Source organism: Nonomuraea sp. NPDC049141, from assembly GCF_040648415.1.
Classification (GTDB): Bacteria; Actinomycetota; Actinomycetes; order Streptosporangiales; family Streptosporangiaceae; genus Nonomuraea.
Genome location: NZ_JBEZDR010000012.1, coordinates 173,120 through 197,086, shown reverse-complemented (window position 1 = coordinate 197,086; position 23,967 = coordinate 173,120). Strand labels below are relative to the sequence as shown.

At 69.2% G+C, this 23,967-nt stretch carries 23 protein-coding genes and 1 tRNA gene; 6 read left to right on the top strand and 18 right to left on the bottom strand.

All coding sequences use genetic code 11. The features are described from left to right. Window positions 1-32 precede the first annotated feature (32 nt). The 3 genes from AB0B91_RS34275 (at window position 33) to AB0B91_RS34265 (ending at window position 3,716) form a co-directional block, all read left to right on the top strand. Window positions 33-1,016: an SGNH/GDSL hydrolase family protein gene (locus AB0B91_RS34275; RefSeq protein ID WP_358328369.1), complete on the top strand. Its 984-nt coding sequence runs from the start codon at window positions 33-35 to the stop codon at window positions 1,014-1,016. A 58-nt stretch (window positions 1,017-1,074) separates the two neighbouring features. Continuing rightward, on the top strand, window positions 1,075-2,421 hold the full coding sequence (locus AB0B91_RS34270; protein WP_358328366.1) for a PQQ-binding-like beta-propeller repeat protein: 1,347 nt from the start codon (window positions 1,075-1,077) through the stop codon (window positions 2,419-2,421). A 77-nt stretch (window positions 2,422-2,498) separates the two neighbouring features. Beyond that, complete coding sequence (locus tag AB0B91_RS34265) at window positions 2,499-3,716, top strand: acetyl-CoA C-acetyltransferase (RefSeq protein ID WP_358328364.1); 1,218 nt, start codon at window positions 2,499-2,501, stop codon at window positions 3,714-3,716. Between the two features lie 129 nt (window positions 3,717-3,845). Here the strand turns inward: AB0B91_RS34265 and AB0B91_RS34260 are convergent, their stop codons facing one another. The 17 genes from AB0B91_RS34260 to AB0B91_RS34180 form a co-directional block, all read right to left on the bottom strand. Continuing rightward, window positions 3,846-4,256 carry a PPOX class F420-dependent oxidoreductase gene (locus AB0B91_RS34260; RefSeq protein ID WP_358328361.1) on the bottom strand — a complete coding sequence of 137 codons (411 nt, stop codon included), beginning with the start codon at window positions 4,254-4,256 and terminating at the stop codon, window positions 3,846-3,848. Window positions 4,257-4,311: 55 nt separating this feature from the next. Next, entirely contained in the window at window positions 4,312-4,545 is a 234-nt protein-coding gene (locus AB0B91_RS34255) for a DUF4287 domain-containing protein (protein ID WP_214639636.1), read from the bottom strand. 156 nt (window positions 4,546-4,701) lie between these two features. Continuing rightward, complete coding sequence (locus AB0B91_RS34250) at window positions 4,702-5,490, bottom strand: Bax inhibitor-1/YccA family protein (protein ID WP_358328357.1); 789 nt, start codon at window positions 5,488-5,490, stop codon at window positions 4,702-4,704. 171 nt (window positions 5,491-5,661) lie between these two features. Further along, window positions 5,662-5,734 (bottom strand) — tRNA-Leu (locus tag AB0B91_RS34245). 49 nt (window positions 5,735-5,783) lie between these two features. Then, complete coding sequence (locus AB0B91_RS34240; protein WP_358328892.1) at window positions 5,784-6,278, bottom strand: peptide deformylase; 495 nt, start codon at window positions 6,276-6,278, stop codon at window positions 5,784-5,786. A gap of 26 nt (window positions 6,279-6,304) precedes the next feature. Beyond that, on the bottom strand, window positions 6,305-6,817 hold the full coding sequence (locus AB0B91_RS34235) for an ACT domain-containing protein (RefSeq protein ID WP_214639633.1): 513 nt from the start codon (window positions 6,815-6,817) through the stop codon (window positions 6,305-6,307). 86 nt (window positions 6,818-6,903) lie between these two features. Continuing rightward, entirely contained in the window at window positions 6,904-8,220 is a 1,317-nt protein-coding gene (locus AB0B91_RS34230) for an NAD(P)/FAD-dependent oxidoreductase (RefSeq protein ID WP_358328353.1), read from the bottom strand. A gap of 96 nt (window positions 8,221-8,316) precedes the next feature. Continuing rightward, window positions 8,317-9,111, bottom strand: a complete 795-nt coding sequence (locus tag AB0B91_RS34225; RefSeq protein WP_358328350.1) for a uracil-DNA glycosylase — start codon at window positions 9,109-9,111, stop codon at window positions 8,317-8,319. Between the two features lie 68 nt (window positions 9,112-9,179). Then, a complete protein-coding gene (locus tag AB0B91_RS34220) occupies window positions 9,180-10,613 on the bottom strand; it encodes a hypothetical protein (RefSeq protein WP_358328347.1) in 1,434 nt (477 codons plus the stop codon). 176 nt (window positions 10,614-10,789) lie between these two features. Further along, window positions 10,790-11,782, bottom strand: coding sequence for a Ppx/GppA phosphatase family protein (locus AB0B91_RS34215; RefSeq protein WP_358328345.1), 993 nt, complete (start codon window positions 11,780-11,782; stop codon window positions 10,790-10,792). Then, on the bottom strand, window positions 11,773-12,294 hold the full coding sequence (locus AB0B91_RS34210; RefSeq protein ID WP_358328342.1) for a DUF501 domain-containing protein: 522 nt from the start codon (window positions 12,292-12,294) through the stop codon (window positions 11,773-11,775). Before AB0B91_RS34210 ends, AB0B91_RS34215 begins: the two co-directional genes overlap by 10 nt. After that, the gene (locus tag AB0B91_RS34205) at window positions 12,275-12,667 is read right to left on the bottom strand and encodes a septum formation initiator family protein (protein WP_358328339.1); all 393 of its coding nucleotides are present in this window, start codon (window positions 12,665-12,667) and stop codon (window positions 12,275-12,277) included. The genes AB0B91_RS34210 and AB0B91_RS34205 overlap by 20 nt, the downstream gene beginning before the upstream one ends. A 123-nt stretch (window positions 12,668-12,790) precedes the next feature. Beyond that, window positions 12,791-14,068 carry a phosphopyruvate hydratase gene (eno, locus tag AB0B91_RS34200; RefSeq protein WP_358328336.1) on the bottom strand — a complete coding sequence of 426 codons (1,278 nt, stop codon included), beginning with the start codon at window positions 14,066-14,068 and terminating at the stop codon, window positions 12,791-12,793. A 122-nt stretch (window positions 14,069-14,190) separates the two neighbouring features. After that, a complete protein-coding gene (locus AB0B91_RS34195; RefSeq protein WP_358328333.1) occupies window positions 14,191-15,135 on the bottom strand; it encodes a MazG family protein in 945 nt (314 codons plus the stop codon). Between the two features lie 2 nt (window positions 15,136-15,137). Continuing rightward, window positions 15,138-15,755, bottom strand: coding sequence for a SurA N-terminal domain-containing protein (locus tag AB0B91_RS34190; RefSeq protein ID WP_358328330.1), 618 nt, complete (start codon window positions 15,753-15,755; stop codon window positions 15,138-15,140). Between the two features lie 26 nt (window positions 15,756-15,781). Further along, complete coding sequence (gene mfd, locus AB0B91_RS34185) at window positions 15,782-19,270, bottom strand: transcription-repair coupling factor (RefSeq protein ID WP_358328327.1); 3,489 nt, start codon at window positions 19,268-19,270, stop codon at window positions 15,782-15,784. A gap of 52 nt (window positions 19,271-19,322) precedes the next feature. Then, window positions 19,323-19,721, bottom strand: a complete 399-nt coding sequence (locus AB0B91_RS34180; RefSeq protein ID WP_358328325.1) for a signal peptidase I — start codon at window positions 19,719-19,721, stop codon at window positions 19,323-19,325. Window positions 19,722-19,782: 61 nt separating this feature from the next. Here AB0B91_RS34180 and AB0B91_RS34175 point away from each other — a divergent pair, with 61 nt between their 5' ends. From AB0B91_RS34175 to AB0B91_RS34165, 3 genes are all read left to right on the top strand, one after another. After that, on the top strand, window positions 19,783-20,499 hold the full coding sequence (locus AB0B91_RS34175) for a class I SAM-dependent methyltransferase (RefSeq protein WP_358328322.1): 717 nt from the start codon (window positions 19,783-19,785) through the stop codon (window positions 20,497-20,499). 69 nt (window positions 20,500-20,568) lie between these two features. Next, window positions 20,569-21,783, top strand: a complete 1,215-nt coding sequence (cysC, locus tag AB0B91_RS34170) for an adenylyl-sulfate kinase (RefSeq protein ID WP_358328319.1) — start codon at window positions 20,569-20,571, stop codon at window positions 21,781-21,783. Next, the gene (locus AB0B91_RS34165) at window positions 21,780-22,661 is read left to right on the top strand and encodes a sulfite exporter TauE/SafE family protein (RefSeq protein WP_358328316.1); all 882 of its coding nucleotides are present in this window, start codon (window positions 21,780-21,782) and stop codon (window positions 22,659-22,661) included. The genes cysC and AB0B91_RS34165 overlap by 4 nt, the downstream gene beginning before the upstream one ends. Here the strand turns inward: AB0B91_RS34165 and AB0B91_RS34160 are convergent. Next, window positions 22,606-23,637 carry a hypothetical protein gene (locus AB0B91_RS34160; protein WP_358328314.1) on the bottom strand — a complete coding sequence of 344 codons (1,032 nt, stop codon included), beginning with the start codon at window positions 23,635-23,637 and terminating at the stop codon, window positions 22,606-22,608. The two genes, AB0B91_RS34165 and AB0B91_RS34160, sit on opposite strands and share 56 nt — an antisense overlap. Window positions 23,638-23,967 lie beyond the last annotated feature (330 nt).

Below are 23,967 nucleotides of genomic sequence, written 5' to 3'. Positions count from 1 at the left end.
ACCGCCGAGTTCAGTCGAAGGGAGCAACGTAGGTGGTCTGGGCACCGGGCACGGCGCGCGCGGCGCGCAAGATCGCGACGGCGGCGGCGCTCGGAGGCGGCGGTCTGACCGCTCTCGGCGCCACCGCGTACGCCCTCCTGATCGCCGAGAGCCTGCTGGCCAGGAAGGCGATCGGACGGCCGCACGGCATGGAGGGACCGCCTTCCGACGGCGTCTACGGCGACTTCTCCGGCACCCCGATCTCCATGGTCCTGCTGGGCGATTCCCTCTCCGTCGGCCTGGGGATGACCGACCCGGCCTTGACGCCGGGGGTGCTGCTCGCGCACGGCCTGGCCTCCGTGTCCGAACGCCCGGTACGCCTCCACGTGGTCGGCAAGTCGGGAGCCCCGTCGGCCGAACTCTCCGGCCAGGTCGACCGGGCGCTCAAAGCGGAACCCGACCTGGCCGTCATCTTCGTCGGCGCGAACGACGTCACCACCCAGACCCCGCCGGCGGCGGCCGTACGGCACCTGAGCAAGGCCGTGCGACGGCTGCGCGAGGCGGGCGCCGAGGTGGTCGTGGGCACCTGTCCCGATCTCGGCACGGTACGGCCCATCGCGCAGCCGCTGCGCTGGGTGACGCGGCGCTGGAGCCGCCAGCTGGCCGCGGCGCAGACGGTCGCGGTGGTCGACGCGGGCGGGCGTACGGTCGCGTTCGCCGACGTCCTGGGACCGGAATTCGCGACAAACCCCGGCGAAATGTTCGGACCGGATCGTTTCCATCCATCTGCCCGAGGTTACGCACAGGCAGCTTACGCAGTGCTACCTTCTGTATGCGCTGCGTTGAGGTTGTGGCCCGAGCCGAGACCCGCGCGCGGCGAAGGATTGCAACCGATTTACCTTGCGGCGGCTACGGCCGCGGAGGAGTCCGGCACCGAGGTCTCCGCGACCCGGGTCGCCGGGCGGGCGACGGGTCCCCACGGCAAGTGGGTGACGTTGTTCCGCCGCCGGCTGGGGGAGACGCTGAACGACGCCTGACCCCGGTCACCCTCCGAGCCGAAGCCGTCACTCCTCGTCCCTTTGGAGTGGATTGCTCGTGCTCCGGCCCCTCGCGAACGCCGCCCTCACACTCGCCGGAATCCTGGCCCTGGCCGGCTGTTCCGATGACAGCGGCGCGGCCACGGTCGACTTCCCGACCTGGCACAACTCCGAGATCGACGCGGTCAGCCGGATGGCGGCCGCAGGCGGGGTCGTCGCGACCACCTCCATGAAGCCCGACGGCACGCTGGAGACCGTCGCCGTCGACCTCGCCCACGGCAACAAGCTCTGGGCCCAGCCGGCCACCATGGCGGGCAGACTGCCCGGCATGGGCGTCTCCGCGCCCGCCATCGTGGAGACGGCCCCCGGCCAGGCCGTCGTCGTGGCGATCGACCCGGCCAAGAAGGGCCGCTGGAACGCCGCCCTCGTCGCCCGCGACGCGCGCACCGGCACGCAGAAGTGGACGCGGCCCGTGCATTCCACGTTCGGCCCCCAGCGCTGCGGCACCTACATCTGCCTGTCGGAGCACACCGCGCTCGCCAGCGCCCGCGTGGTGGTGCTCGACCCGGCCACCGGCAAGCAGTTGTGGAAGCTGCCCGGCATCGCCGAGGTCGAGTGGTCCGACGCCGACCGGGTGCTGCTGCTCCGCCTGGCCGCCCACCCCATGATCGAGTCGTACGAGCTCAAGACCGGCAAGCTGCAGTGGCAGCAGCCGATCGAGCAGGCGCTCGGTCCCGGCATCGACATGTCGGGCGGATGGGCCTTCGGCTCGACGAGCGACAACCTGATCGGCTACGTCGCCCCCTACACGAACCCGCAGACGAAGAAGGTCTCCACGTTCGGCCTGTTCTCCGTCAAGATCGGCGACGGCACGATCAACTGGATGCGTCCCTCGGTCGTCCGCGTCTACCCCAGCGGCAGCCCCGGATACGCCCCCGTAGTGCGCCCGGTCGACCAGCAGGGCACCTACGGCGGCTTCGCCCGGCTCGACTCGGAGAGCGGCCGGGTCGTCGGCCAGATCGCCGCCTCCGAGGTGCCCGGCTCCGGCTGGTGGCTGGCCTTCCCCGACCACATGGAGAGGCTGGGCTTCCTCAAGCACGACGCCAAGGGCGCCGCCTTCGACCTGACGACGGGCACCTCGGTCCCGGTCGACAACCAGCGCGGCTGGTCCTTCTGCGTCACCGACCCCAAGCCGCTCCCGCTCCGCGCCCAGGCCCCCGGCTTCTACTCGATAGCGGCCATCTGCGAGTACGACCTGTCGACCGGCAAACGGCTCGGGACCTCGGCGGCACCGCCCCCCTGGTTCACCGGCAGCCAGGACGGCTGGCGCCTCTGGCGGGACGAGAAGGGCGGCGTCCACGCGGTCAACGACGGCGCGGCCACGGCTCCGGGCATGTACGGCTAGCAACCCGGGCCGGGGCCACCGTGCCCTGCCGATAGGACTGGAATATAGTTCTAAAGGCCGGACACAGGAGGATGAAGATGGCTGAAGCTGTGATCGTCGCTACCGCGCGCTCACCCATTGGGCGGGCTTTCAAGGGTTCGATGAAGGACATCCGTCCCGACGACCTCACCGTGCAGATGATCAAGGCCGCGCTGGCCAAGGTGCCCCAGCTCGACCCCACCACGATCGACGACCTCATGCTCGGCTGCGGCCTGCCCGGCGGCGAGCAGGGCTTCAACATGGCCCGCGTCGTGTCGGTGATGCTCGGCCTCGACAGCGTGCCGGGCACCACCGTCACCCGCTACTGCTCGTCGTCGCTGCAGACCACCAGGATGGCCTTCCACGCGATCAAGGCGGGCGAGGGCGACGTGTTCGTGTCCGCGGGCGTGGAGATGGTGTCGCGGTTCGTCAAGGGCAACTCCGACTCGCTGCCCGACACCCAGAACCCGATCTTCCACGACGCCATCGGGCGCAGCAAGGCGTTCGCCGAGGGCGGGCGGACCTGGCACGACCCGCGCGAGGACGACACGATCCCCGACATCTACATCGCGATGGGCCAGACCGCCGAGAACCTCGCCCAGATCAAGGGCGTCACCAGGCGCGACCAGGACGAGTTCGGCGTACGCTCGCAAAACCTCGCCGAGAAGGCGCTGGCCGACGGCTTCTGGCAGAAGGACATCACCCCGGCGACGCTCCCCGACGGCACCGTGGTCAGCAAGGACGACGGCCCGCGGGCCGGGACCACGTACGAGGGGGTGGCGGGGCTGAAGCCGGTCTTCCGCCCCGACGGCACGGTCACGGCCGGCAACTGCTGCCCGCTCAACGACGGCGCCGCCGCCGTCATCGTGATGAGCGATACGCGGGCGGCCGAACTGGGCATCACGCCGCTGGCGCGGATCGTCTCCACCGGCGTCACGGGCCTGTCCCCCGAGATCATGGGCCTCGGCCCGGTCGAGGCCTCGAAGCAGGCGCTCGCCCGCGCGGGGATGGCGATCGACGACGTCGACCTGGTGGAGATCAACGAGGCGTTCGCCGCGCAGGTCATCCCTTCCTACCGGGATCTGGGCATCGACCTCGACCGGCTCAACGTCAACGGCGGCGCGATCGCCGTCGGGCACCCGTTCGGCATGACGGGCGCGCGCATCACCTCCACGCTGATCAACAGCCTCCGGCACCACGACAAGTCGATCGGCCTGGAGACCATGTGCGTGGGCGGCGGGCAGGGCATGGCGATGGTCCTGGAACGCCTTTCCTAGCTTTTACGGCCGGCCCGGTGGGCGCCAACCGCCATACGGGGTTGGCGCCCGTCCAGGGGAACGCTCCTCCGGCGATGCGGGCCGCCCGCCGTGACGTGCGCGTCCTTGGCCGTCTTCTTCGGACTTCCCCTACCCGTGGCGGTCCGGCCCGGCCTGAACCGGAGTCACCCGGACGATGACCCTCTTGTCGCGGACCATCGCCGCCTCGTAGTCCGGCCAGTCCGGATGTTCGCCCGAGATGCCGCGGTAGTAGGCGATCAGGTGATCCATGGCATCCGGGAGGGAGATGATCTCCGCCTCGCCCTCTACCTGGATCCAGTTCCCGTAGAAGGCGTCCGTGAAGGCACAGATCGCCACCCTGTTGTCGCGGCGGATGTTGCGGGTCTTCGCGGCCGTCTCCCTGGTGCTGATGACGAGGTAGCCCTCGGCGTCCACGCCCACCGCCACCGGGGACATCTGCGGACGGCCGTCGCCGTGCCTGGTGAGGAGGATGGCGCGGTGGTTGTGCCGCAGGAAGTCACGTGCGTCGTCTAGGTCCATGCACCCATGATTACGCGCCCGTGCCAACGGCACGGGCGCGGATCGGAGTACGGGCCTACAGGAAGCCCGTGCGGTTATGGCGGAACCGCTCGTGTTCGTGCACGATCGCGGCGGCGTAGCCATGGGTCAGCCCGTGCTCGTCGGCGAGCCAGTTGGCCCGCTCGTCACACCTCAGGAAGGACGGGCCGTTGTCGATGGCTTGAAACCACTCTGGGAGTTCGCGTCCCGTTATCGTTGGGACCCTGGCGATGAGCTTCGTGTGCGTCTCCGGTGAGTGGTTCAAGGACATGGGCACCTCCACGGATTAAGGTCCTTTGCTCGACACTGCAACACGTCCCCCGGATTGACAAGCCCCAACCTCCGACCATTTTGTGACGGCGGGTAGATTTTCGGTCGCGCAAAGCGAAGGACCCCGCCGGTTCGACGGGGTCCAGGAGGCGAACGGTCAGTCGCTGCGAGTGAAAATGCTGATGAACCGCAGGACCTCGAGGTAGATCCACACGAGGGTCAGCGTGAGCCCGAAGGCGCACTGCCAGGCGAACTTCTCCGGCGCGCCCTGCCGGACGCCTTCCTCGACCGAGTTGAAGTCGAGCAGCAGGAAGAAGCAGCCGAGCAGGATCATCGCGACACTGAAGATCCAGCCGAGCGGGGAGTCGGTACGCAGGCCGATGCCGCCCGCGACGAAGAAGCCGGCGATCAGGTTGACGAGCATCAGCCCGATGGCCGCGATGCCGGCGGCGACCACGAACCGGATGAACTTCGGCGTCACCCTGACGATGCGCAACGCGTAGACGGTCAGGACTCCGCCGAAAGCGAACGCGGTGCCGAGCACCGCCTGGAGCACGATCCCGTTGTAGAGATTCTCGTAGGCGCTGCTGATCGCGCCGAGGAAGATTCCTTCGAACGCGGCGTAGCTGAGGATCAACACCGGGTTGGTGCTCATCCTGAACGAGGCGATCAACCCCAGGACGAGCGCGACGATGGCCGCGCCGATGGCCACACCCAGGGAGACGTTCAGATACCAGGCCGCGGCCGCGGCCACGACGAGCGTGCCCAGGGTCATGAATCCGCGGACCACGACGTCGTCGATCGTCATCGTCCGGTAGGCGGGCGGGGCCGAAGGGGCGTACGACGGCGAGTCGTACATGTTCTGCAGGTCGCCGGGCGTCGGCGTCGTGCCCTGCCACCCGGCCGACTGCCTTGACCTGTTGAAAACGGGGTTCTTGCTCTCCATCGCTGCCTCCTGTGCGCCGAGCTTATTGGACCCGGCGTCGCCTAGGTCAACCGGCGCTCAGATCTATGTGGTTTCGAGACTTCAGCGTGGTGGACAACGAACGAGTGCGTTCCTGAGTTCCCGCGGTTACTGTGGGTTGTTTAATGGGGCATTTCCTATGGTAGACGCGGGTGCCCCCGGCGGGATTCGAACCCGCACTACAACCCTTTTAAGGGGTTTGCCTCTGCCTTTGGGCTACGGGGGCGCCGCAATCATACGAAACGGACCATGCTCCCGAGGAGCACAACTTCGTATCAGGCGTCACAACTGTGAAGTCTGCGGTGAAGTGATAGGGCTCCTGGCACTCTGTCCAGGAACAGAACGCCGTCGAGATGGTCCAGTTGATGCTGAATGCACCTAGCTTCGAATGCATCCGCCTCGATGGTGACGGGATCTCCCGTCCCAGGCAAGCTGCCGAACACTGTGATACGGGTCGCTCGCCGTACGTCACCGGTAAGATCCGCGATCGAGACGCACCCCTCGCGCCCCGCGCTCCAGCGGGACGCCTCAGCGAGGCGTGGATTGACCACCACGAGCTCGCCGGCCCAGGACCGACCCCTTGGGTGGCCCGCGGCGTCGAAGGCGATCAGCCGCCAGCTCAGCCCGATCTGGGGGGCAGCCAGGCCCGCCGTCCTCGGCTCGCTGCGCAGGGTGGCGAGGAGGTCGGCCGCCGCGGCCACCACGCGGGGGTCTGTTGGGTCCACCTGCTGGGCCCGGGCGGACAGGAGCGGGTGCGGAGCGTCGAGCACGCCGCGGACGATCCCGTCCGACCAGGTCACAGCAGGTCCGGTTCAACGGGGCGGAAGGTGATCTCGGACTCGAGACCCGAGCCGACCGTGGCCAGCCGGCGCATCAGCCCGGCTACATCGACCTCCTCGGGCAACTCGACGTCGGCGATCAGGACGTAGAGCCGGCCGGTGAGCCGGGTGCTCATGCCGGTGATGTTGCCGCCCACCGAGGCGAGCACGGCGCTGATGGCCGAGATGATGCCCGGCCGGTCGGGGCCGTGAACGGTCAGGACGTAGCCGAGACCGGTCGGCCGCCTGCCGAAATAGCGGCGGGCCTCGACGGCCGAGGCGGTTACCACCAGCTCCGGCGCGCAGAGGTGCTTGCAGAGCTCCTCGGCGCTCAGATCGCCCGAGACCAGCAGCATCATCGCGACATGGCCGCCGAGCAGCGTCATGGTCGAGTCCTGGATGTTCGCCCCGCAGTCGGCGAGCGAGCCGGTGACCGCGGCGATCACGCCGGGCCGGTCCACGCCGAGCACCGTCACCGCTGAGAGCCCCACTCGTGGGTCCCCTCTCTATCGAGGCCGAGAATGCCGGAACGCCCCGACGCGGCCGCACCGGGGCGCTGCTGTACACGGGCTGGCGGCTAGCGGCGGGTCGTCGCCACGGCGGCCCTGAACCCGTCGCGCGGGTGCTCCATCTCGCCCAGTGAGATGGTCTCCCGCTTGAAGAACAAGGCCAGCGTCCAGTCGACGACGACACGGACCTTGCGGTTCAGCGTCGGCACCCGCGACAGATGGTAAGTGCGGTGCATGAACCACGCAGGGAATCCGCGAAGCTTGACGCCATAGACGTTCGCGACCCCCTGATGCAGACCGAGACCGGCGACCGATCCGACATACTTGTGGCGGTAGTCGACCAGTTCCTGCCCCCGCAGATGGCGGACCAGGTTGTCGGCCAGCACCTTGGCCTGACGTACGGCGTGCTGGGCGTTGGGCGCGCAATACTGGCCGGGGTTCGTCACGTCGGGCACGCCCGCCGCGTCACCGGCGGCGAAGGCGTCCGTGACGCCCGCGACGGTCAGCCTGGTCGTGGTCTTGATCCGCCCGCGCTCGTCGAGCGGCAGACCGCCGTCGTTGACCACCGGGCTGGGCTTGACGCCCGCGGTCCACACGAGGGTCTCGGCGTCGAACTCGGTGCCGTCGGAGAGCACCACGTGGCCGCCCTCGCACGACTCCAAGCGCGTGTCGAGCTTCACCTCGATGCCGCGCTCGCGCAGCTGCTCCAGCGTCCACTTGCCCATCTCTGGGCCGACCTCGGGCAGCACCCGGTTCGTGGCCTCCACCAGCACCCAGCGGATGTCGGCCGGCTTGATGTTGCGGTAGTAGCGGGTCGAGTGCTTGGCCATGTCCTCGAGCTCGGCCAGCGCCTCGACGCCCGCGAAGCCCGCGCCGACGACGACGAACGTGAGCGCCCGGCGGCGCGCCTCCACGTCCTCGGTCGACTCGGCGACATCGAGCAGGTGCAGGACCCGGTTGCGCAGCGCGATGGCCTCGCCCACGGTCTTGAACCCGATGCCGATGTCGGTCAGCCCCGGGATCGGCAGCGTCCGCGAGATCGAGCCGGCGGCCATCACGATCACGTCGTAGGCGATCTGGCGGGGCTCGCCCTTGGCCGGCTGGAAGGTGACGGACCGCTCTCCGTGGTCGATCGCGGTGACCGTGCCGTTGAGCACGCTCACCTTGGGCAGCACCCGGCGCAGCGGGGCGACCACGTGCCGCGGGGAGAGGTTGCCGGCCGCCGCCTCAGGCAGGAACGGCTGGTAGGTCATGTAGGAGTGGGGGTCGATGATCGTGATGCGCACTTCGCCGTCGCGCAGCTCCGTGCGGAGCTTGTGCTGCAGTCGCAATGCCGTGTAGAGGCCGACGTAACCGCCGCCGACGATCAGAATGTGCTTGTTCATCCTCTGGTCCCATCCCTTGCGGGGGAGCTTGTGAAACTATTCACAAGGTTACGTCAAAGACATCCCCAAAAGCCAATCCCCAGGTCGTGCGACACGTCACACCCCCAGCTCCCTGGCTCTGGCGAAGACGTCGTCGAGCATCCGGGCGGTCACCCTGCCGGTGAAGGTGTTCTGCTGGCTGGGGTGATAGCAGCCCAGCAGGGTCACCGGCGCCTGGCCGTAGGAGACCTGGACCTCGACGCCGTGCCCGAACGGCGGCCTACTGCGCGGCAGCGAGTAACCGGCCTCCTTGAGCGCGGGCCACATGGCCTGCCAGGCGAACCCGCCCAGCGCCACGACCACCCGCACGCTCGGCGCGGTCAGCGCGAGCTCACGGGACATCCACGGCAGGCAGGTGGCCCGCTCCTCGGGCGTGGGCTTGTTCGCGGGCGGCGCGCACCGCACCGAGGCCAGCATCCGGGCGCCGATCAGCCTCTGCCCGTCACCGGCGTGCGTGCTCGTCTCCTGTACGGCGAGGCCGACGCGGTACAGCGAAGCGAACAGCCAGTCGCCGCTGCGGTCACCCGTGAAGATCCGCCCGGTCCTGTTGCCCCCGTGCGCGGCCGGAGCGAGGCCGACGAGCAGGACACGCGGCTCGTCGTCGCCCCACCCGGCGACCGGCCGCCCCCAGTACGTCTCGTCCATGAACGCGCGCCGCTTCACCTCGGCCACGTCCTCGCGCCATTCCACCAGGCGCGGGCAGGCCCGGCACACGGACTGCGCGGCGGTGAGCTCCGCCAGAGTGCCGCCGGCGGCGGCCAGACGGCGCACGTCGGCGGGGTCGTGGGCGACCGGGGTGTCAGCGGTCGCCGGGTCGCCGGGCCAGCCGGTGCCGGGAGGTACGAAGCTCACGTCGCAACGGTAGCGACAACGAAAAACCGGGTGGCGCCGGAGGGCACCACCCGGTTCGGTTCAACCGATCAGACGCTGGGCTTCGGGCAGGTCACCGAGAAGGCGGTGGCCGAAGACGCGGCGTCGGGGCTGACGACCACGAGCGAGACAGAGCCCTTGGTCTCGTTGGCGCTCTGCGCGCCGGCGATGCCCCAGGTCACGTCGACACTGCCGCTGACCTGACGCTCAAGGTCCGGGTTCTCCCGCTTGCCGTCGATCACCCAGTAGTACTTGACGGTGGTCGGAGCGGAGCTGGAGATCGTGGCCTTGAAGTCGACGCCCGGGCCGCGCTTGTCGGCACAGAAGTCGTTGCGCTGGCCGACCGTGATGCTCGAAACCGTGATCTTCGGCTTCGGCGCCACGCACGCGGCGTAGGACTGCGTGATCGAGTCGTTGTTGCTCGGACCGGAGACGGTCAGGGTGACCTTTCCACCCTTGGTCGCGTCACCGGACAGAACGCGGTCCGACAGGTCGACGGTACGCGAGCCCTCGCGGCCGAAGTAGACCGCGTCCTTGTCGACGGGCCTGCCGTTGACCGACCACACGTACTCGACCCGCGCACGGCCGGTCGAGTTGATGGTGGCGTGCGCGCCGACCTTGCAGCCGTCGTTGTTGGTGGCGGTCACCAGGTTGGTGGCCGTGACCTTCACCGAGGGAGCCGGATCTTCACACGTGACCTTGTAGTAGGCCCGGTCGGACGAGCGACCGTCGTTACCGACGACCTGCAGCAGGGCGTAGCCGCGCTCGCTGACCCGCGGCGAGTACCCGAAGGAGACGGTCCGCGAGTGGCGCACCCTGGCGTTGCCGGAGTCGACGACGCGGCCGTCCAGCACCCAGCGGTACCTGACCCACGACGGGTCGCTGACCTTGATCCGGCCAACAAAGTTGATCTTGTCGCCGGGGGTACAGGGGCCGGTGTACGAGCTCGGGTCGGCCCAGGCGCTGACCGAGACCTTCTTGTCGTCACCGTTGTCGTCGATGACGACTTCCTTCTGGCAACTGACCGAGAAGTAGCCCTTCTTGGACGTCACCTTGCGGGGGCTGAGGACCTGCACGGCCTCCCAGCCCTTGACGTCCTCGTCGAAGGACAGCGTCTGGCCGATCTTGACCGACTTGGTGCCGTGGCCCTTGAGCTTCAGGACCTTGACCTTGCCCTTGGAGCCGTCACCGTGGAGCCAGCGGTAGGCGAGGTCGGTCTTGCCGTCGAGCTTGACGTTGACCTTGGCCGTGATGCCGACCTTGACCGGGCAGGCACCGTCGTAGTCGCGGGTCGACGCCTTGGGCGTGGACACCGAGACCTTGGGCCGGGCCTTGGAGGAGGTGGCCGCGGTGCCGGCCTTACCCGCGGTGGCCTGGGTGGACGCCTGCGCGGGAGCGGCTGCCAGCCCCGCGATCATGGCGCCCAGCACGGCGGTGGAGGCGCCGAACGCCGCCGCCTTCCGCGCTAAAGGAGAGGACTTCATCTGAGAGTGCTCCATTCCGTTAGGGAAAAGACGCGCTCGGGAACGGTTGCCACGCCGACACCATCCGTGTCCGGCGATATGGCAAAGCCCCCGCAATGCTGCCCATACCTAAGCACAAAACTGATTGCACGCTCAACACAACTGAAAACCCCGTATGTCCGGGTTTCGTCGAAATATCAGGCTATGGAGTAGGCGATTCCATCAAGGATGTCGTGTTCACTCACGACTACCTGCGGAAACGCGAAACGCCGTACGAGGCGGTCCAGAATCAGCGCTCCGGCACAAATCACGTCAACTCTTCCGGGATGCATCACCGGAATCCGGGCCCGCTCACTATGGGTCATCGCGAGCAGTCGCCGGGTGACGTCGTGAACCTGCTGGGCGGTGATCCGGGAGTGATGGATCCGCTCCGGAACGTACGCGGGAAGGTCGAGCGCGATGCCCGCCACCGTCGTGACGGAGCCGGCCAGACCGACCAGTGTGTGCGCCTCCCGAACCGGCACCGCCTCGGCCACCCGATCGAGCGCGGCCTCGATGTCGGCCACCATGGCCTCCAGCGCGCGCACCGACGGCGGTTCTTCCGGGGCGGCCCCCGCTGTGCGCAGGTGACGCTCCGTCAGCCGTACGCAGCCGATGTCGACCGACAGCGCGCCGATGACGTGCTCGGAGCCGACCACGAACTCGGTCGAGCCGCCGCCGATGTCGACGACCAGGTAGGGCGGGAGCGGCCCCTGCGGCATCCCGGTCTCGCGCGACAAGCGGACCAGCCCTCTGGTCGCGCCGACGAACGACAGCTCGGCCTCCTCCGCGCCCGTCACCACCTCGGGCTCGACCCCGAAGATCTCGCGCACCCCGTCGACGAACTCCTGCCTGTTGGCGGCGTCACGCGTCGCGCTGGTCGCCACCACCCGGGTCGCCGTGGCGCCGTGCTGGTCGATGAGCTTGCGGTAGATCCGCATCGCGGCGAACGTCCGCTCCAGCGCCTCGGGAGCCAGTCGCCCCGTCTTGTCGACCCCCTCGCCCAGCCGGACGATCTCCATCCGCCGCTCGACGTCGACCGGCCCGCCGTGGGCCCGCGTGCCGTCGGAAACCTCATGGCCGGTGTCGGCGATGTCGGCGATCAGCAGGCGTACGGAGTTGGTGCCGCAGTCAACGGCGGCTACACGCATGGTCCGTCACTCCACCAATCGGGGAGGGCATCCAGCGCCTCCCGGCCGAACGGGTTGGATCCGGGCACCGCCAGCTCGTGCGCGACGAGCGCGTGCAGGCATTTCACCCTCAGCGGCATGCCGCCGGTGCTCTGCATGTCGCGCGGCAGCGGCTCCAGGCCCTGATCCTCCGCCGCCTTGTCGCGCCTGGCCACGTAGTCGTCGTGAGCGGCCTGGTAGGCGGCGGCCAGCTCGGGATCGGTGGCCAGCCTGGCCTGCATCTCCCGCATCAGCCCCGAGCCCTCCAGGGTGCCGATCGCGGAGGCCGCCTTGGGGCAGGTCAGGTAGTAGAGGGTGGGGAACGGTGAGCCGTCGGGCAGCCTCGGCGCGGTCTCCACCACGTCGGGGTTGCCGCACGGGCAGCGGTGCGCCACCTCGCGCGGCCCTCTCGGCGGGCGCCCCAGTTGCCGCTGCACCGCTTCGACGTCACTGCTGTCCAACGCTCTCCCCGTCTTATCCGGCCTTGCGGCCATGGCCCGTGTCGACGGCCTCGACCGATTCCCACAGCGTCTGGTACCACGGCGGCCGCGTCGCGGGCTGCTTGACCGTCTTCTCGGTCTTGTCCGGCTCGGCGTCCATGACCACGTAGCACTTCTCGCCCGGCCCGCAGTAGTGCAGCCGTTCCTTGGCCGTCCGCTTGATCCAGTTGGGATCGCGGATCTGCTCCGCCTGAGCGGCCAGCGCCTGGCGGTCGGCCTCGACCCGCGCCTTCTCCGCCTGCAACTCCGCGATGCCGCGGCGCTGCGCGATGTACTCGCGCACAGGATAGGCCAGGCTCATGGCGATCGCGCACACCACGATCGCGAGGATGGCGGCCCGTCCGGTCAGTTGTGGCCTCTTCGCCAACGCTCCATACCCCCTCAGTGCCCGGCCCGGCGTGGCGACCGGCCCAGGCCTGGGCGGACAGTCGTGTTCGCCGATTCTGAGCGGCTCGCGGCACACCCGCCATGCCGCGAGCCGTACCCGAAACTAGCGCCGGAAGCGCGGAAAAGCCGCGCGACCCGCGTAGCGAGCGGCGTCGTCGAGAATTTCCTCGATGCGCAGGAGCTGGTTGTACTTGGCCACCCGGTCCGAGCGGGCGGGGGCGCCGGTCTTGATCTGGCCGCAGTTGACCGCCACGGCCAGGTCGGCGATCGTCGTGTCCTCGGTCTCGCCGGAACGGTGGCTCATCATGCAGCGGTAGCCGCTGCGGTGGGCCAGGTCGACCGCGTCGAGGGTCTCGGACAGGGTGCCGATCTGGTTGACCTTGACCAGCAGCGCGTTGGCGGTGCCTTCGGCGATGCCGCGCCCGAGCCGCTCCGGGTTGGTCACGAACAGGTCGTCGCCGACGAGCTGGACCTTGTCGCCGATGGCCTCGGTGATGGCCTTCCAGCCGGCCCAGTCCTCCTCGTCGAGCGGGTCCTCGATCGACACGAGCGGGTAGTTGTCGACCAGGTCCGCGTAGAAGGCGATGAGCTCCTGGGCCGACACGCCCTTGCCGTCGATCGTGTAGACGCCGTCCTTGTGGAACTCGGACGCGGCCACGTCGAGCGCCAGCGCGACGTCCTCGCCCGGCGTGTAGCCGGCCCGCTCGATCGCGACCAGGATCAGGTCGAGCGCGTCGCGGTTGGACGGCAGGTTGGGCGCGAAGCCGCCCTCGTCGCCCAGCCCCGTGGCGTAGCCCTTCTCCTTCAGCACGCCCTTGAGCGCGTGGTAGACCTCGGTGCCCATGCGCACGGCCTCGCGGAACGTGGGCGCCCCGATCGGCGCGATCATGAACTCCTGGATGTCGACGTTGGTGTCGGCGTGGGCGCCGCCGTTGAGGATGTTCATCATCGGCACGGGCAGCACGTGGGCGTTGGGGCCGCCCAGGTAACGGAACAGCGGCAGCTCGGCGCTGTCGGCGGCGGCCTTGGCCACGGCCAGCGAGACGCCCAGGATGGCGTTGGCGCCCAGCTTGGACTTGTTGGGCGTCGCGTCGAGGTCGATCATGATCTGGTCGATGATGCGCTGGTCCTCGGCCTCGATGCCGTTGATCTCTTCGAAGATCTCGTCGGTGACGGCGAGCACGGCCTTCTCCACGCCCTTGCCGCCGTAACGCTCGTCTCCGTCACGCAGCTCCACGGCCTCGAACTGGCCGGTCGACGCGCCGCTGGGCACCGCCGCGCGTCCCCTGCCGCCGTCGTCGAGGATCACCTCGACCTCGACGGTCGGGTTGCCCCTGGAGTCGAGGATCTCGCGAGCGTATACGACCTCGATGGTAGCCACGGGTAGCGCTCCTAAATCGAAAGGCAAATATGCCTTCAGAGCCTATCGGTCGGCCGGGACCAGGCAGCAGCCGGAAGCATGACACTCCGCCAAATCCCCGGAGAACCCGCGTGGCGGCGGGGTTACGGCGACTCGCGCCCGGACTCCCAGCGGAGCACGCGGTCACGGTAGTAGCGGGCGGCGGCGCGGAGCTCGGCTTCGGCGTCGAGGCCCGCGTCCTGGGCGCGGCGGACGAGGTCGAACAGCTCGCGCCCCACCCCCTGCCCGATCGCGGCAGCCAGCCCATCGGGGGCGCCTGCGCGCTCGGCGCGGCGCACCAGCTGGGCCGCCAGCGACAGCGCGGGTTGCCCCATCGGCACCCCGTCGAGCACCGACGGGGCGTCGCCCTTCGACGCGCGCTCGGCCGCCTTGATCGCCTCCCAGTTGTCGTTCACCTCGTCGGCGGTCTCCGCCCGCACCGAGCCGAACACGTGCGGATGGCGCCGCACCAGCTTCTCGACGATCCCCTCGGCCACGTCGTCCATGTCGAACCCGTCGGCCACCCGCGCGTGGAAGGCCACCTGGAGCAACAGGTCGCCCAGCTCCTCGCGGAGCGCCGGGCAGTCGCCCTGCTCGATCGTCTCCAGCACCTCGTAGGCCTCTTCGAGCAGGTACGGCACCAAGGTCTCGTGCGTCTGCTTGCGGTCCCACGGGCACTCGGTGCGCAGCCGGTCCATCACCGCGACCAGGTCGAGCACCCGCGCGCCCGGCAGATCGTACGAGCCCGGCACCACCTCGATCAGCGGCGGCTCGGCCATCGCGACGGCGGCGTGGCCGACCGAGCGCATGAAGTCCTCGGAGTCGGCGGCGGCCAGCCAGACCACCGTCTCCGTCACCGCCCGCCGCGCCAGCGCGGCAGGGTCGGGCGTGACGACGGCCACCTCGACCCCGGCCTCGGCAAGGTAGGGCAGCTGCGGATGATCCTCGGACCCGGTCAGCACGGGGCCCGAACCGAACGCCTGCCACGCCTGGTGGCTCAGCAGACCGGGCGCGACCCGCGGCGAGGTGGTGACGACGATCAGCGGCACGACTAGCCCTGCGACTGCTGCTGCTGTTGCTGCTGGGCCTGGTCGGTCTGCTCGGTGGTCTCCGACGGCTTGCCGAAGCGGCCGGCGTCGACGAAGCCCTGCTGCCCGATCTTGCCGTAGCGGGGGCTGAAGACCGGGGCGAGCGCGTTGTACTCGACCTTGAACTTCTCCACGGCCTGCTGGTTCTGCGAACCGCCGAACTTCTCGATCACCTTGTTCACGCCGATCATCGCCCGCAGGTAACCGCGCGGGTCGGTCGGGTCGACGGCCTTGGACAGCAGGTTCATCTCGGGCGTCTGCTGCTCACCCTTGTCCTGGGCGGCGGTGTCGATCTCCGTGTCGCTGACCTGCACCCCGAACTTGTCGGCCAGCTGCTGCTGCCGGCTCTGCTCGGCCATCCTGGACAGGACGAACTGGTTGACCGACACACCGAGCTGCGACGGCTCGATGTTGACCTTCCGCAGCGCGGCCTCGTACGCCTGAACGTTCTTGTTCAGGTCGCGCGCCGAGATCCGCTCATGCCCCACCACGGCCGCGGCACCGGCCTCCATGGGCGAGGAGCAGGCGGTCAGCGCGACACCCACCACTGCAGCGGCCACTGCCACTCGAATCGACTTCACGTGCGTCCTTTCCGACAAAACCGCGGCTAGCTTACCCTCGCCGGCTCAAGGAACATCGCCTCGACCAGGTCCCCGCACCATTTGAGCAGGTCGAGGTCGCGAAGCGGCTGCCCGCCCAGCGGCTTGGTCTTCGGCGCCGGGACCAGCAGCGTCTCCGCCGCCTGCTTGTAGATGGCCTTCTTGTACAGCCGGTCGAGGCGTACCTGCTGCGACTCCCGCAACCTGACCGGGCCGAACTTGATGTTCTGGCCCATCAGCGTGACATCGGTGAGCCCGGCCTGGCGGGCCCGGATGCGGAAACGCGCGACGGCCAGCAAGTTCTCCACCTCGACGGGCGGCTTGCCGTATCTGTCCGTCAGCTCGGCGCGGACCTCGTCGATGTGGATGTCGGCCGAGATGGCGGCGATCCGCTTGTACGCCTCCAGGCGCAACCGTTCGGAGGTCACGTAGTCGTGCGGGATGTGCGCGTTGATCGGCAGCTCGACCTTGACGTCGTGGTGCTCCTCCGCCACCTCCACGCCGGACAGCTTGGCCTTCTGCTCCTGCACGGCCTCGGCCATGAGCCGGACGTACAGGTCGAAGCCGACACCCGCGATGAAGCCCGACTGCTCGGCGCCGAGCACATTGCCCGCGCCGCGGATCTCCAGGTCCTTCATCGCGACGTACATACCCGCGCCCATCTCGGTGTGCTGCGAGATCGTCGCCAGCCGCTCGTGGGCGGTCTCGGTGAGCGGCTTCTCCGGCGGGTAGAGGAAGTAGGCGTAACCCCGCTCCCTGCCTCGCCCGACCCGGCCCCTGAGCTGGTGCAACTGCGAGAGGCCGTAGTTGTCCGCCCGGTCGACGATCAGCGTGTTGGCGTTGGGCACGTCCAGGCCGGACTCCACGATCGTGGTGCAGACCAGCAGGTCGTACTCGCGTTCCCAGAAGCCGACCATGATCTTCTCCAGCTGGTGCTCGTTGAGCTGCCCGTGCGCCACCGCGATGCGCGCCTCGGGCACCAGCTCCCTGATCCGGGCGGCCACCCGGTTGATCGAGGCCACCCGGTTGTGCACGAAGAAGATCTGACCGTCACGCATCAGCTCGCGCCTGATGGCGGCCGCGATCTGCTTCTCGTCGTACGGTCCGACGAAGGTGAGGATCGGGTGCCGCTCCTCCGGCGGGGTGAGGATGGTCGACATCTCCCTGATGCCGGTCAGGCCCATCTCCAGCGTGCGCGGGATAGGCGTGGCCGACATGGCCAGCACGTCCACCTGGGTGCGCAGGTGCTTCATGGCCTCCTTGTGCTCGACGCCGAACCGCTGCTCCTCGTCGATGATGATCAGCCCCAGGTCCTTGAACCTGACCTCGGGGCTGAGCAGCCGGTGGGTGCCGATCACCAGGTCCACGGCGCCGCTGCGGAGCCCCTCCAGGGTGCCCTTGACCTCGCCGTCGGTCTGGAAGCGGGAGACCGGCCTGAGCGCGACGGGAAAGCTGGAGAACCGCTCGGTGAACGTCGACATGTGCTGCTGCACCAGCAGCGTGGTCGGCACCAGCACAGCCACCTGCTTGCCGTCCTGGACCGCCTTGAACGCCGCCCGCACCGCGATCTCGGTCTTGCCGTAGCCGACGTCGCCGCAGATCAGCCGGTCCATCGGGACGCCGCGCTCCATGTCGCGCTTGACCTCGTCGATGGCCTCCAACTGGTCGCCGGTCTCGGCGTACGGGAAGGCGTCCTCCATCTCACGCTGCCACGGGGAGTCGGCGGCGAAGGCGTGGCCGGGCGAGGCCATGCGCGCGGAGTAGAGGCGGATGAGCTCGCCCGCGATCTCCTTGACCGCCTTCTTCGCCCGGGACTTGGCCTTGGCCCAGTCGGCGCCGCCCATCCGGTTGAGCGTCGGGGCCTCGCCGCCGACGTAGCGGGTGACCTCGTCCAGCTGGTCCGTCGGCACGTACAGGCGGTCGCCCTTGGCGTACTCGATGACCAGGTATTCGCGCGTCGCGCCCTGGACCGTCCGCTGCACCATCTCGACGTAGCGGCCGACGCCGTGCTGCTCGTGCACCACGTGGTCGCCGACCTTGAGCTGGAGCGGGTCGACCATGTTGCGGCGGCGGGACGGCAGGCGGCGCATGTCCTTGGTGGACGCCTTCTGGCCGACGAGGTCGAGGTGGGTGAGCACCGCGAGGTTGGGGGTGATGAACCCGTGCTCGATCAACCCCGTCGAGACATGGACAACCTTCGGATCTGGCGACTTATCCAGATATTTCACCAACCGGGCGGGAACGTCCACGCCCTTGAGGACCTCGACCATGCGCTCGGCCGGGCCGTGCCCCTCGCTGAGCAGCACGACCGCCTTGTCCTCGGCCAGCCAGCCCTTGACGTCGTCGAGCGCCTTCCTGGTGTCGCCCCGGTACGCCTCGGAGTCCTGCGCGTCGAGCTCGACCCCGGCCCCGAACGGCGCCATCGTCCACCACGGCTGCCCCAGCACGTCGGCGTGCCCGCGGATCTCCTCGAGCGAGCGGAACGCCGCCGCGCCGAGATCGATCGGCGCCTCGCCCCCGGCCGCCGCGTTGATCCACGACGCCTCCAGGAACTCCTGTGAGGTGCGGACGAGCTCCTCAGCCCGGCTCCTGATCCGCTCGGGGTCGCAGACGAACACCGCGGCGTTGGCGGGCAGGTGGTCGACCAGCAGGTCCATCTCCCCCGCCAGCACGGGCGCGAACGCCTCCATGCCCTCGACCGGCGTCCCCTCGGCGAGCTGGTCGAGCACGTCGGCCAGCGCCGGGTGCTCCCGGCCCAGCTCGCGCGCCCGCTCCCTGACCTCGGCGGTGAGCAGCAGCTCACGGCAGGGCGGCGCGAACAACCCGCCGTCCGCGGCCTCCAGCGACCGCTGGTCGGCCACCTTGAACCAGCGGATCTCCTCGACGGTGTCGCCCCAGAACTCCAGCCGCAGCGGATGCTCCTCGGTCGGCGGGAACACGTCGAGGAGCCCGCCGCGGACCGCCACCTCGCCCCGCTTCTCCACCATGTCGACCCGGTGATAGCCGTTCTCGACCAGGCGCCGCACGACCTCGTCGAGGTCGGCGTCGTCACCCGCGCGCAGGCGGGTCGGCTCCAGGTCGCCCAGACCCTTCATGATCGGCTGGAGCAGCGCCCGGATCGGGGCCACGACCACGCTGAGCGGCCCGGCCGACGGGTCGTCCTTGACCGGGTGCGAGAGCCTCCTGAGCACCGCCAGCCGCTGTCCCACGGTGTCGCTGCGCGGGGAGAGCCGCTCGTGCGGCAGCGTCTCCCAGGCGGGGAAGACGGCCACGGAGCTGGGCTCGATCAGGCTGGTCAGCGCGCTCGCCAGGTCCTCCGCCTCGCGGCCGGTGGCGGTGATCGCCAGCACGGCCCGCTGATCGTGCCCGGCCAGCGCGGCCACCCCGAACGGCCGCAGCGCGGACGGCGCCACCAGTGAGATGTCTCCGCCCTCTTCCAGAGCGGCGGTCAGCTTGGGGTCGGAGATGACAAGATCAAGAAGCCCGGACAGACTCATTTTTCGATAGCCCCACGACGATTACCCCCAGCCGGCGGGCGTGGGGGTGCCTCTACTCTATTCGCATCTGCCCCACGCCCCCGTCCTGCTCGGCGACCTTGTAGCCCGGGACGGACGGCCAGCGGACCGTCAGGACCACCGACTCCTCCTCCGCGCGCCAGGAGTGGTCCACGCCCTTGCCCCAGACCACGTAGTCGCCTCGCTCGGCGAGCAGCACGCTTCTCCCCGGTAGTTCGACGCGGAAGCGGCCCGAGATGAGGATCAGCAGCGCCGTACGTTCTTCGCCTTTCACCCACTCGGCGCGCTCGTCGCCCGGAAGGTGGGTGCCCCATTTGATTTCCACGTCATTGCTGTGTCTCGGGTCCCCGTAGGGTTTGAAATGACCCAGGAGCCAGCCATGGTCCATCGCGGCGTCGACGTTCGCGTTGCCCACGTACACGAGATCACTCACGGCGCAGAAGCTAGCAGGGAAATGCCTTACTAATTGGCGTCGATTGATTACTCTGGGTGACATGTCTGAGGTGCGGTCGGTAGCCCCGAGGGGCGATCTCTTTGGTCAGCGGATCCGCGAACAGTGGGCCGGACAGCTCGGCAGGCGGCTCGACGTGCTCGTCGCCGGATGCGCGCACGACGAGCCGCTGGTCCTGGACCGGATCGACACCAGGATCACCGGTGTCGACGAGGACCTGCCCCCGATCAGGACGGCGGTCGCCGAGCGAGCCGATCTCGTCAGGTGGTCGCTGGGCGATCTGCGCTGCGTGCCCCTGCCCCCGAGGTCCGTGGACGTGATCCAGCTCTCATTCCTGCTGGAGCGCATCCAGCACGCCGAGCTGGTCTTCGACCGGCTGCTCCAGGCGCTGCGCCCCGGCGGGCTGATCCTGCTGCGCATGCGCGACCGGAAGTCCGCCTACGGCCTGCTCGACCGGATCACCCCGTCCTGGCTGCGGCGGCTGCTCTGGCGGCACCTGGTGGCCGCCGGCACGCCGGGCCCGCTGCCGGCCGTCTACGGGCCGGTGACCTCGCGCGACGGGATACACGCCTTCTGCCTGACGCGCGGCCTCATGATCACCGATGACCAGGAGGCGACCAGCGGCCCGGCCATGGGCCGCATCGGGCGCGCGGCCGTCACACTGACGGCCAAACTGACCCGTGACCGCTTCCCGTCCTCACACGACGAGATCGCCATGGTCATCAGAAAGCCGCAGAACCACTTCGCACGCCTCATCTAGCGACACACTTGTAGCAAAGGATAGACTCCTTTCCTACCAATTCAATCGGAATAGTTGGGATGGCAGAACGTGGAGTGGACCCCCGGCGCGTACGAGCTGGCCGATCTGGAGCTGCTGCTCTCGGGCGCGTTCCAGCCGTTGAACGGGTACCTCGGCCACGACGACCTGCACGCGGTGCACGAGCGCGGCACGCTCGCCGACGGCACCCCGTGGCCCGCGCCCGTCACGCTCCACCTGCCCGAGGCGGCCACCCCCGGTGACGAGGTCACGCTGCTCGACCCCGAGGGCGTGCCGCTGGCCGTGCTCACCGTCGCCGAGCGCGAGCCCGACGGCCTGACCTCCGGTCCGGTGAAGGGCTTGGGCGCCCCGGAGCACGGCCCGTTCGCCCGGCTCCGCCGTACTCCGGCACAGGTACGCGACGAACTCGACGGGCGGGAAGCCCTCGCCGTCACCATGCGGGGACCGCTCGACGACCTCACCGAGATCGTCGCCACCGCCAAAGAGCTCGACGCGGTGATCCTGCTGCTCCCCCTCTCCTACGGCGAGACGGGCCCGGCCGTCGTACGAGCCGCGCTGCGCGCCAAGGAGCAACTGCCCGAGGGCACGCTGGTGGTCTCGGTGCCCCTGGCGCCGCGCGCGGAGCCCGAGATCGACCTGGAGCTGCGCGAGCACGTCGCCACCGCCTACGGAGCCACCGAGCACCTGGCCGGCCCCGAGCCGGTGCGCATCCCCGGACCGCCGCACCGGCGCGGGCTCGTGGTCTTCTTCACCGGCCTGTCCGGCTCCGGCAAGTCCACGATCGCCCGCGGCCTGCGCGACTCGCTGCTGGAGCTGGGCAGCCGCACGGTCACCTACCTCGACGGCGACGTGGTCCGCCACCTGCTGTCCAAGGGCCTGACGTTCTCCAAGGACGATCGCGACCTCAACATCCGGCGCATCGGCTTCGTCGCCGCCGAGGCCGCGCGCCACGGCGGGCTGGCGATCTGCGCCCCCATCGCCCCCTACGCGGACACCCGCGAGGAGGTGCGCGAGATGGTCGAGTCGGTCGGGGCCGACTTCCTGCTCGTGCACGTGGCCACCCCGCTGGAGGAATGCGAGCGCCGCGACCGCAAGGGCCTGTACGCCAAGGCCCGCGCCGGGCTCATCCCCGAGTTCACCGGCGTCTCCGACCCTTACGAGGAGCCGGACGACGCCGATCTGGTCATCGACACGACACACATTTCCATCGAGGCGGCCGTCTCCCAGGTGCTGGGGGCGCTGCGCAGCGGAGGCTGGGTTCGTTGATCGACTTCCCCCTGATCTTCGGTTCCTTTGTGGTGGCCATCGTCGTCGGGCTCACCGGCATGGGCGGCGGCGCGCTCATGACGCCGATGATGATGCTGTTCTTCCACGTCTCGCCGCTGGCGGCGGTCTCCAGCGACCTGGTCGCCTCGGCCGTGATGAAACCGGTCGGCAGCGCGGTCCACCTGCGCAGGGGCACGGTCAACCTGCGCCTGGTGGGCTGGCTCTGCGTGGGGTCGGTGCCGGCGGCGTTCTGCGGGGTGTTCGTGGCGCGGGCGTTCGCGGTCGGCGACGGGGTGAAGTACGCGCTCGGCGTGGCGCTGCTGCTCGCCGTCGCGGGCCTGGTCGCCAAGACGTGGCTGGGCGGGAAGGGCGGTTCGTCGAGCGCCCACGATATTGTCGTGCGCCCAATCCCGACCGTACTGGTCGGTACGGTAGGCGGTCTCGTGGTCGGGATCTCCTCGGTCGGCTCGGGTTCCCTGATCATCGTGGCCCTGCTCGCCCTCTATCCGGCGCTCAAGGCCAACCAGCTCGTCGGCACCGACCTGGTGCAGGCGGTGCCGCTCGTCGCCTCGGCCGCGCTCGGCCACCTGCTCTTCGGCGACTTCCAGCTCCAGCTGACGCTCTCGCTGCTCATCGGCTCCATCCCGGGTGTCTACCTCGGTGCCCGGATCTCCTCCAGGGCGCCGGGCGGGCTCATCAGGGCGATGCTCGGGATCGTCCTGCTCGCCTCCGCGCTCAAGCTGCTCGACGCGAGCAACACCCTGACCGTGTGGGTGCTCGCGGGCGCCGTGGTCGTGACCGTCGCGGGCTGGCGCTGGCGCGTCAGGGCCGCGGCACGGGCGTCGAGTGAAAGTACGGATCTCGCGCGAGTTCGCTGAACGCCCGCCCGGCTGCGGGGTCGGAGTCGAAGCTGGTGTCGCCGCGCGGCGCGTGCGGTGAGTCGAAGTAGATCAGTGCCTTGATCTGTGGGTAGTGCTGGATCTGCGTGCGCACCGACTCGAAGAACGAGCGCTTGGCCGTACGGTCGCCCGACCGCTCGAACACGCCCCACTCCGCGACCATGACCGGCTTGCCGGGAAAGCGCCACTGCATCCAGCGGTAGAACCCCGGCCACTGGCCGAAGTCGGGCCGGGTCTTGTTGACCAGGCCGTCGAAGTCGTCGACCCGGTGGTCGGCATAGGGGTCGAGGGCCACCCAGTCGACCACGTCGTCACCCGGGTAGAGCTGCTCGAACCAGGGCTTGGCCGCCCAGTTCGGGGCACCCATGTAGGTCATGACCGTGACCGCGTTCTTGACGCCCTCGTCGCGCAGCCTGAGCACGACGTGGCGGTACATGGCGGCGTAGTCGGTGGCCTGCATGCCCGAGCCGGGGGTGGCGTCGACGTCGTTCTCCGGCTCGTGGTGCAGGGTGAGGAAGAACCGCTCGGGGAAGGTGCGCCTGATGTAGTCGGCCAGCCGGTCGATCCTTCGGTCGATGGCTCCGTCGGCGATCTGCGCCCAGGTGCGGTCCAGCGACGGCTTCCAGTTGATGAGCAGCAGCCTGGGCCGGACCGGGTCACGGGCCAGCCCGACCTCCTCCTCGGTGGGGAATTCCTCCTTGCCCCGGTGATAGACGTGCAGCACGTCGGCGGTGCCGCCGATGCGGGTCTCGGCGCTCTGGAGCGACCTTTCGACGCCCGTGCCGGTGAAGACCTCTGGGGCGATCCCCCACCAGGCACCGCATGACGGGATGAGCCGGGCGGTGACCGCACAGGACGGCGAGCTCTCCGCGTTCGGCCTGACGCTCGGCTCCCGCGCCGGCCTCTCCAGGCCCTCCGGCTGCCCCGAGCAGCCCGCGAGCACGGCGACGACCAACAGCGCGACACCTTTGATGCCGATATTTACCGCTATACGAGAAATTCCTCGCCGGTTCAAGGCCGTTCAACCCCCTCGCCCAAGGACCCCCGTCCTATCAAACCTGAACCATGCCATGCCATTCCCAGAACTTCAGCAGGAGCGGGTGTATCGCCAGGTCATCGACCATCCATCTCGTCCCCAATTTCGCATTATTTCGGGTTATTGGAGGGTAAATTGCTGGCCGCTCCAGAGAAATCTCCCAAGATTCGTCCTGGGCAAAAGCGGTTCCACCTATAGTGGGCGGATGCCCGCGACTCGTGACGCACAGTCGCCGATCGGCGACTCCGC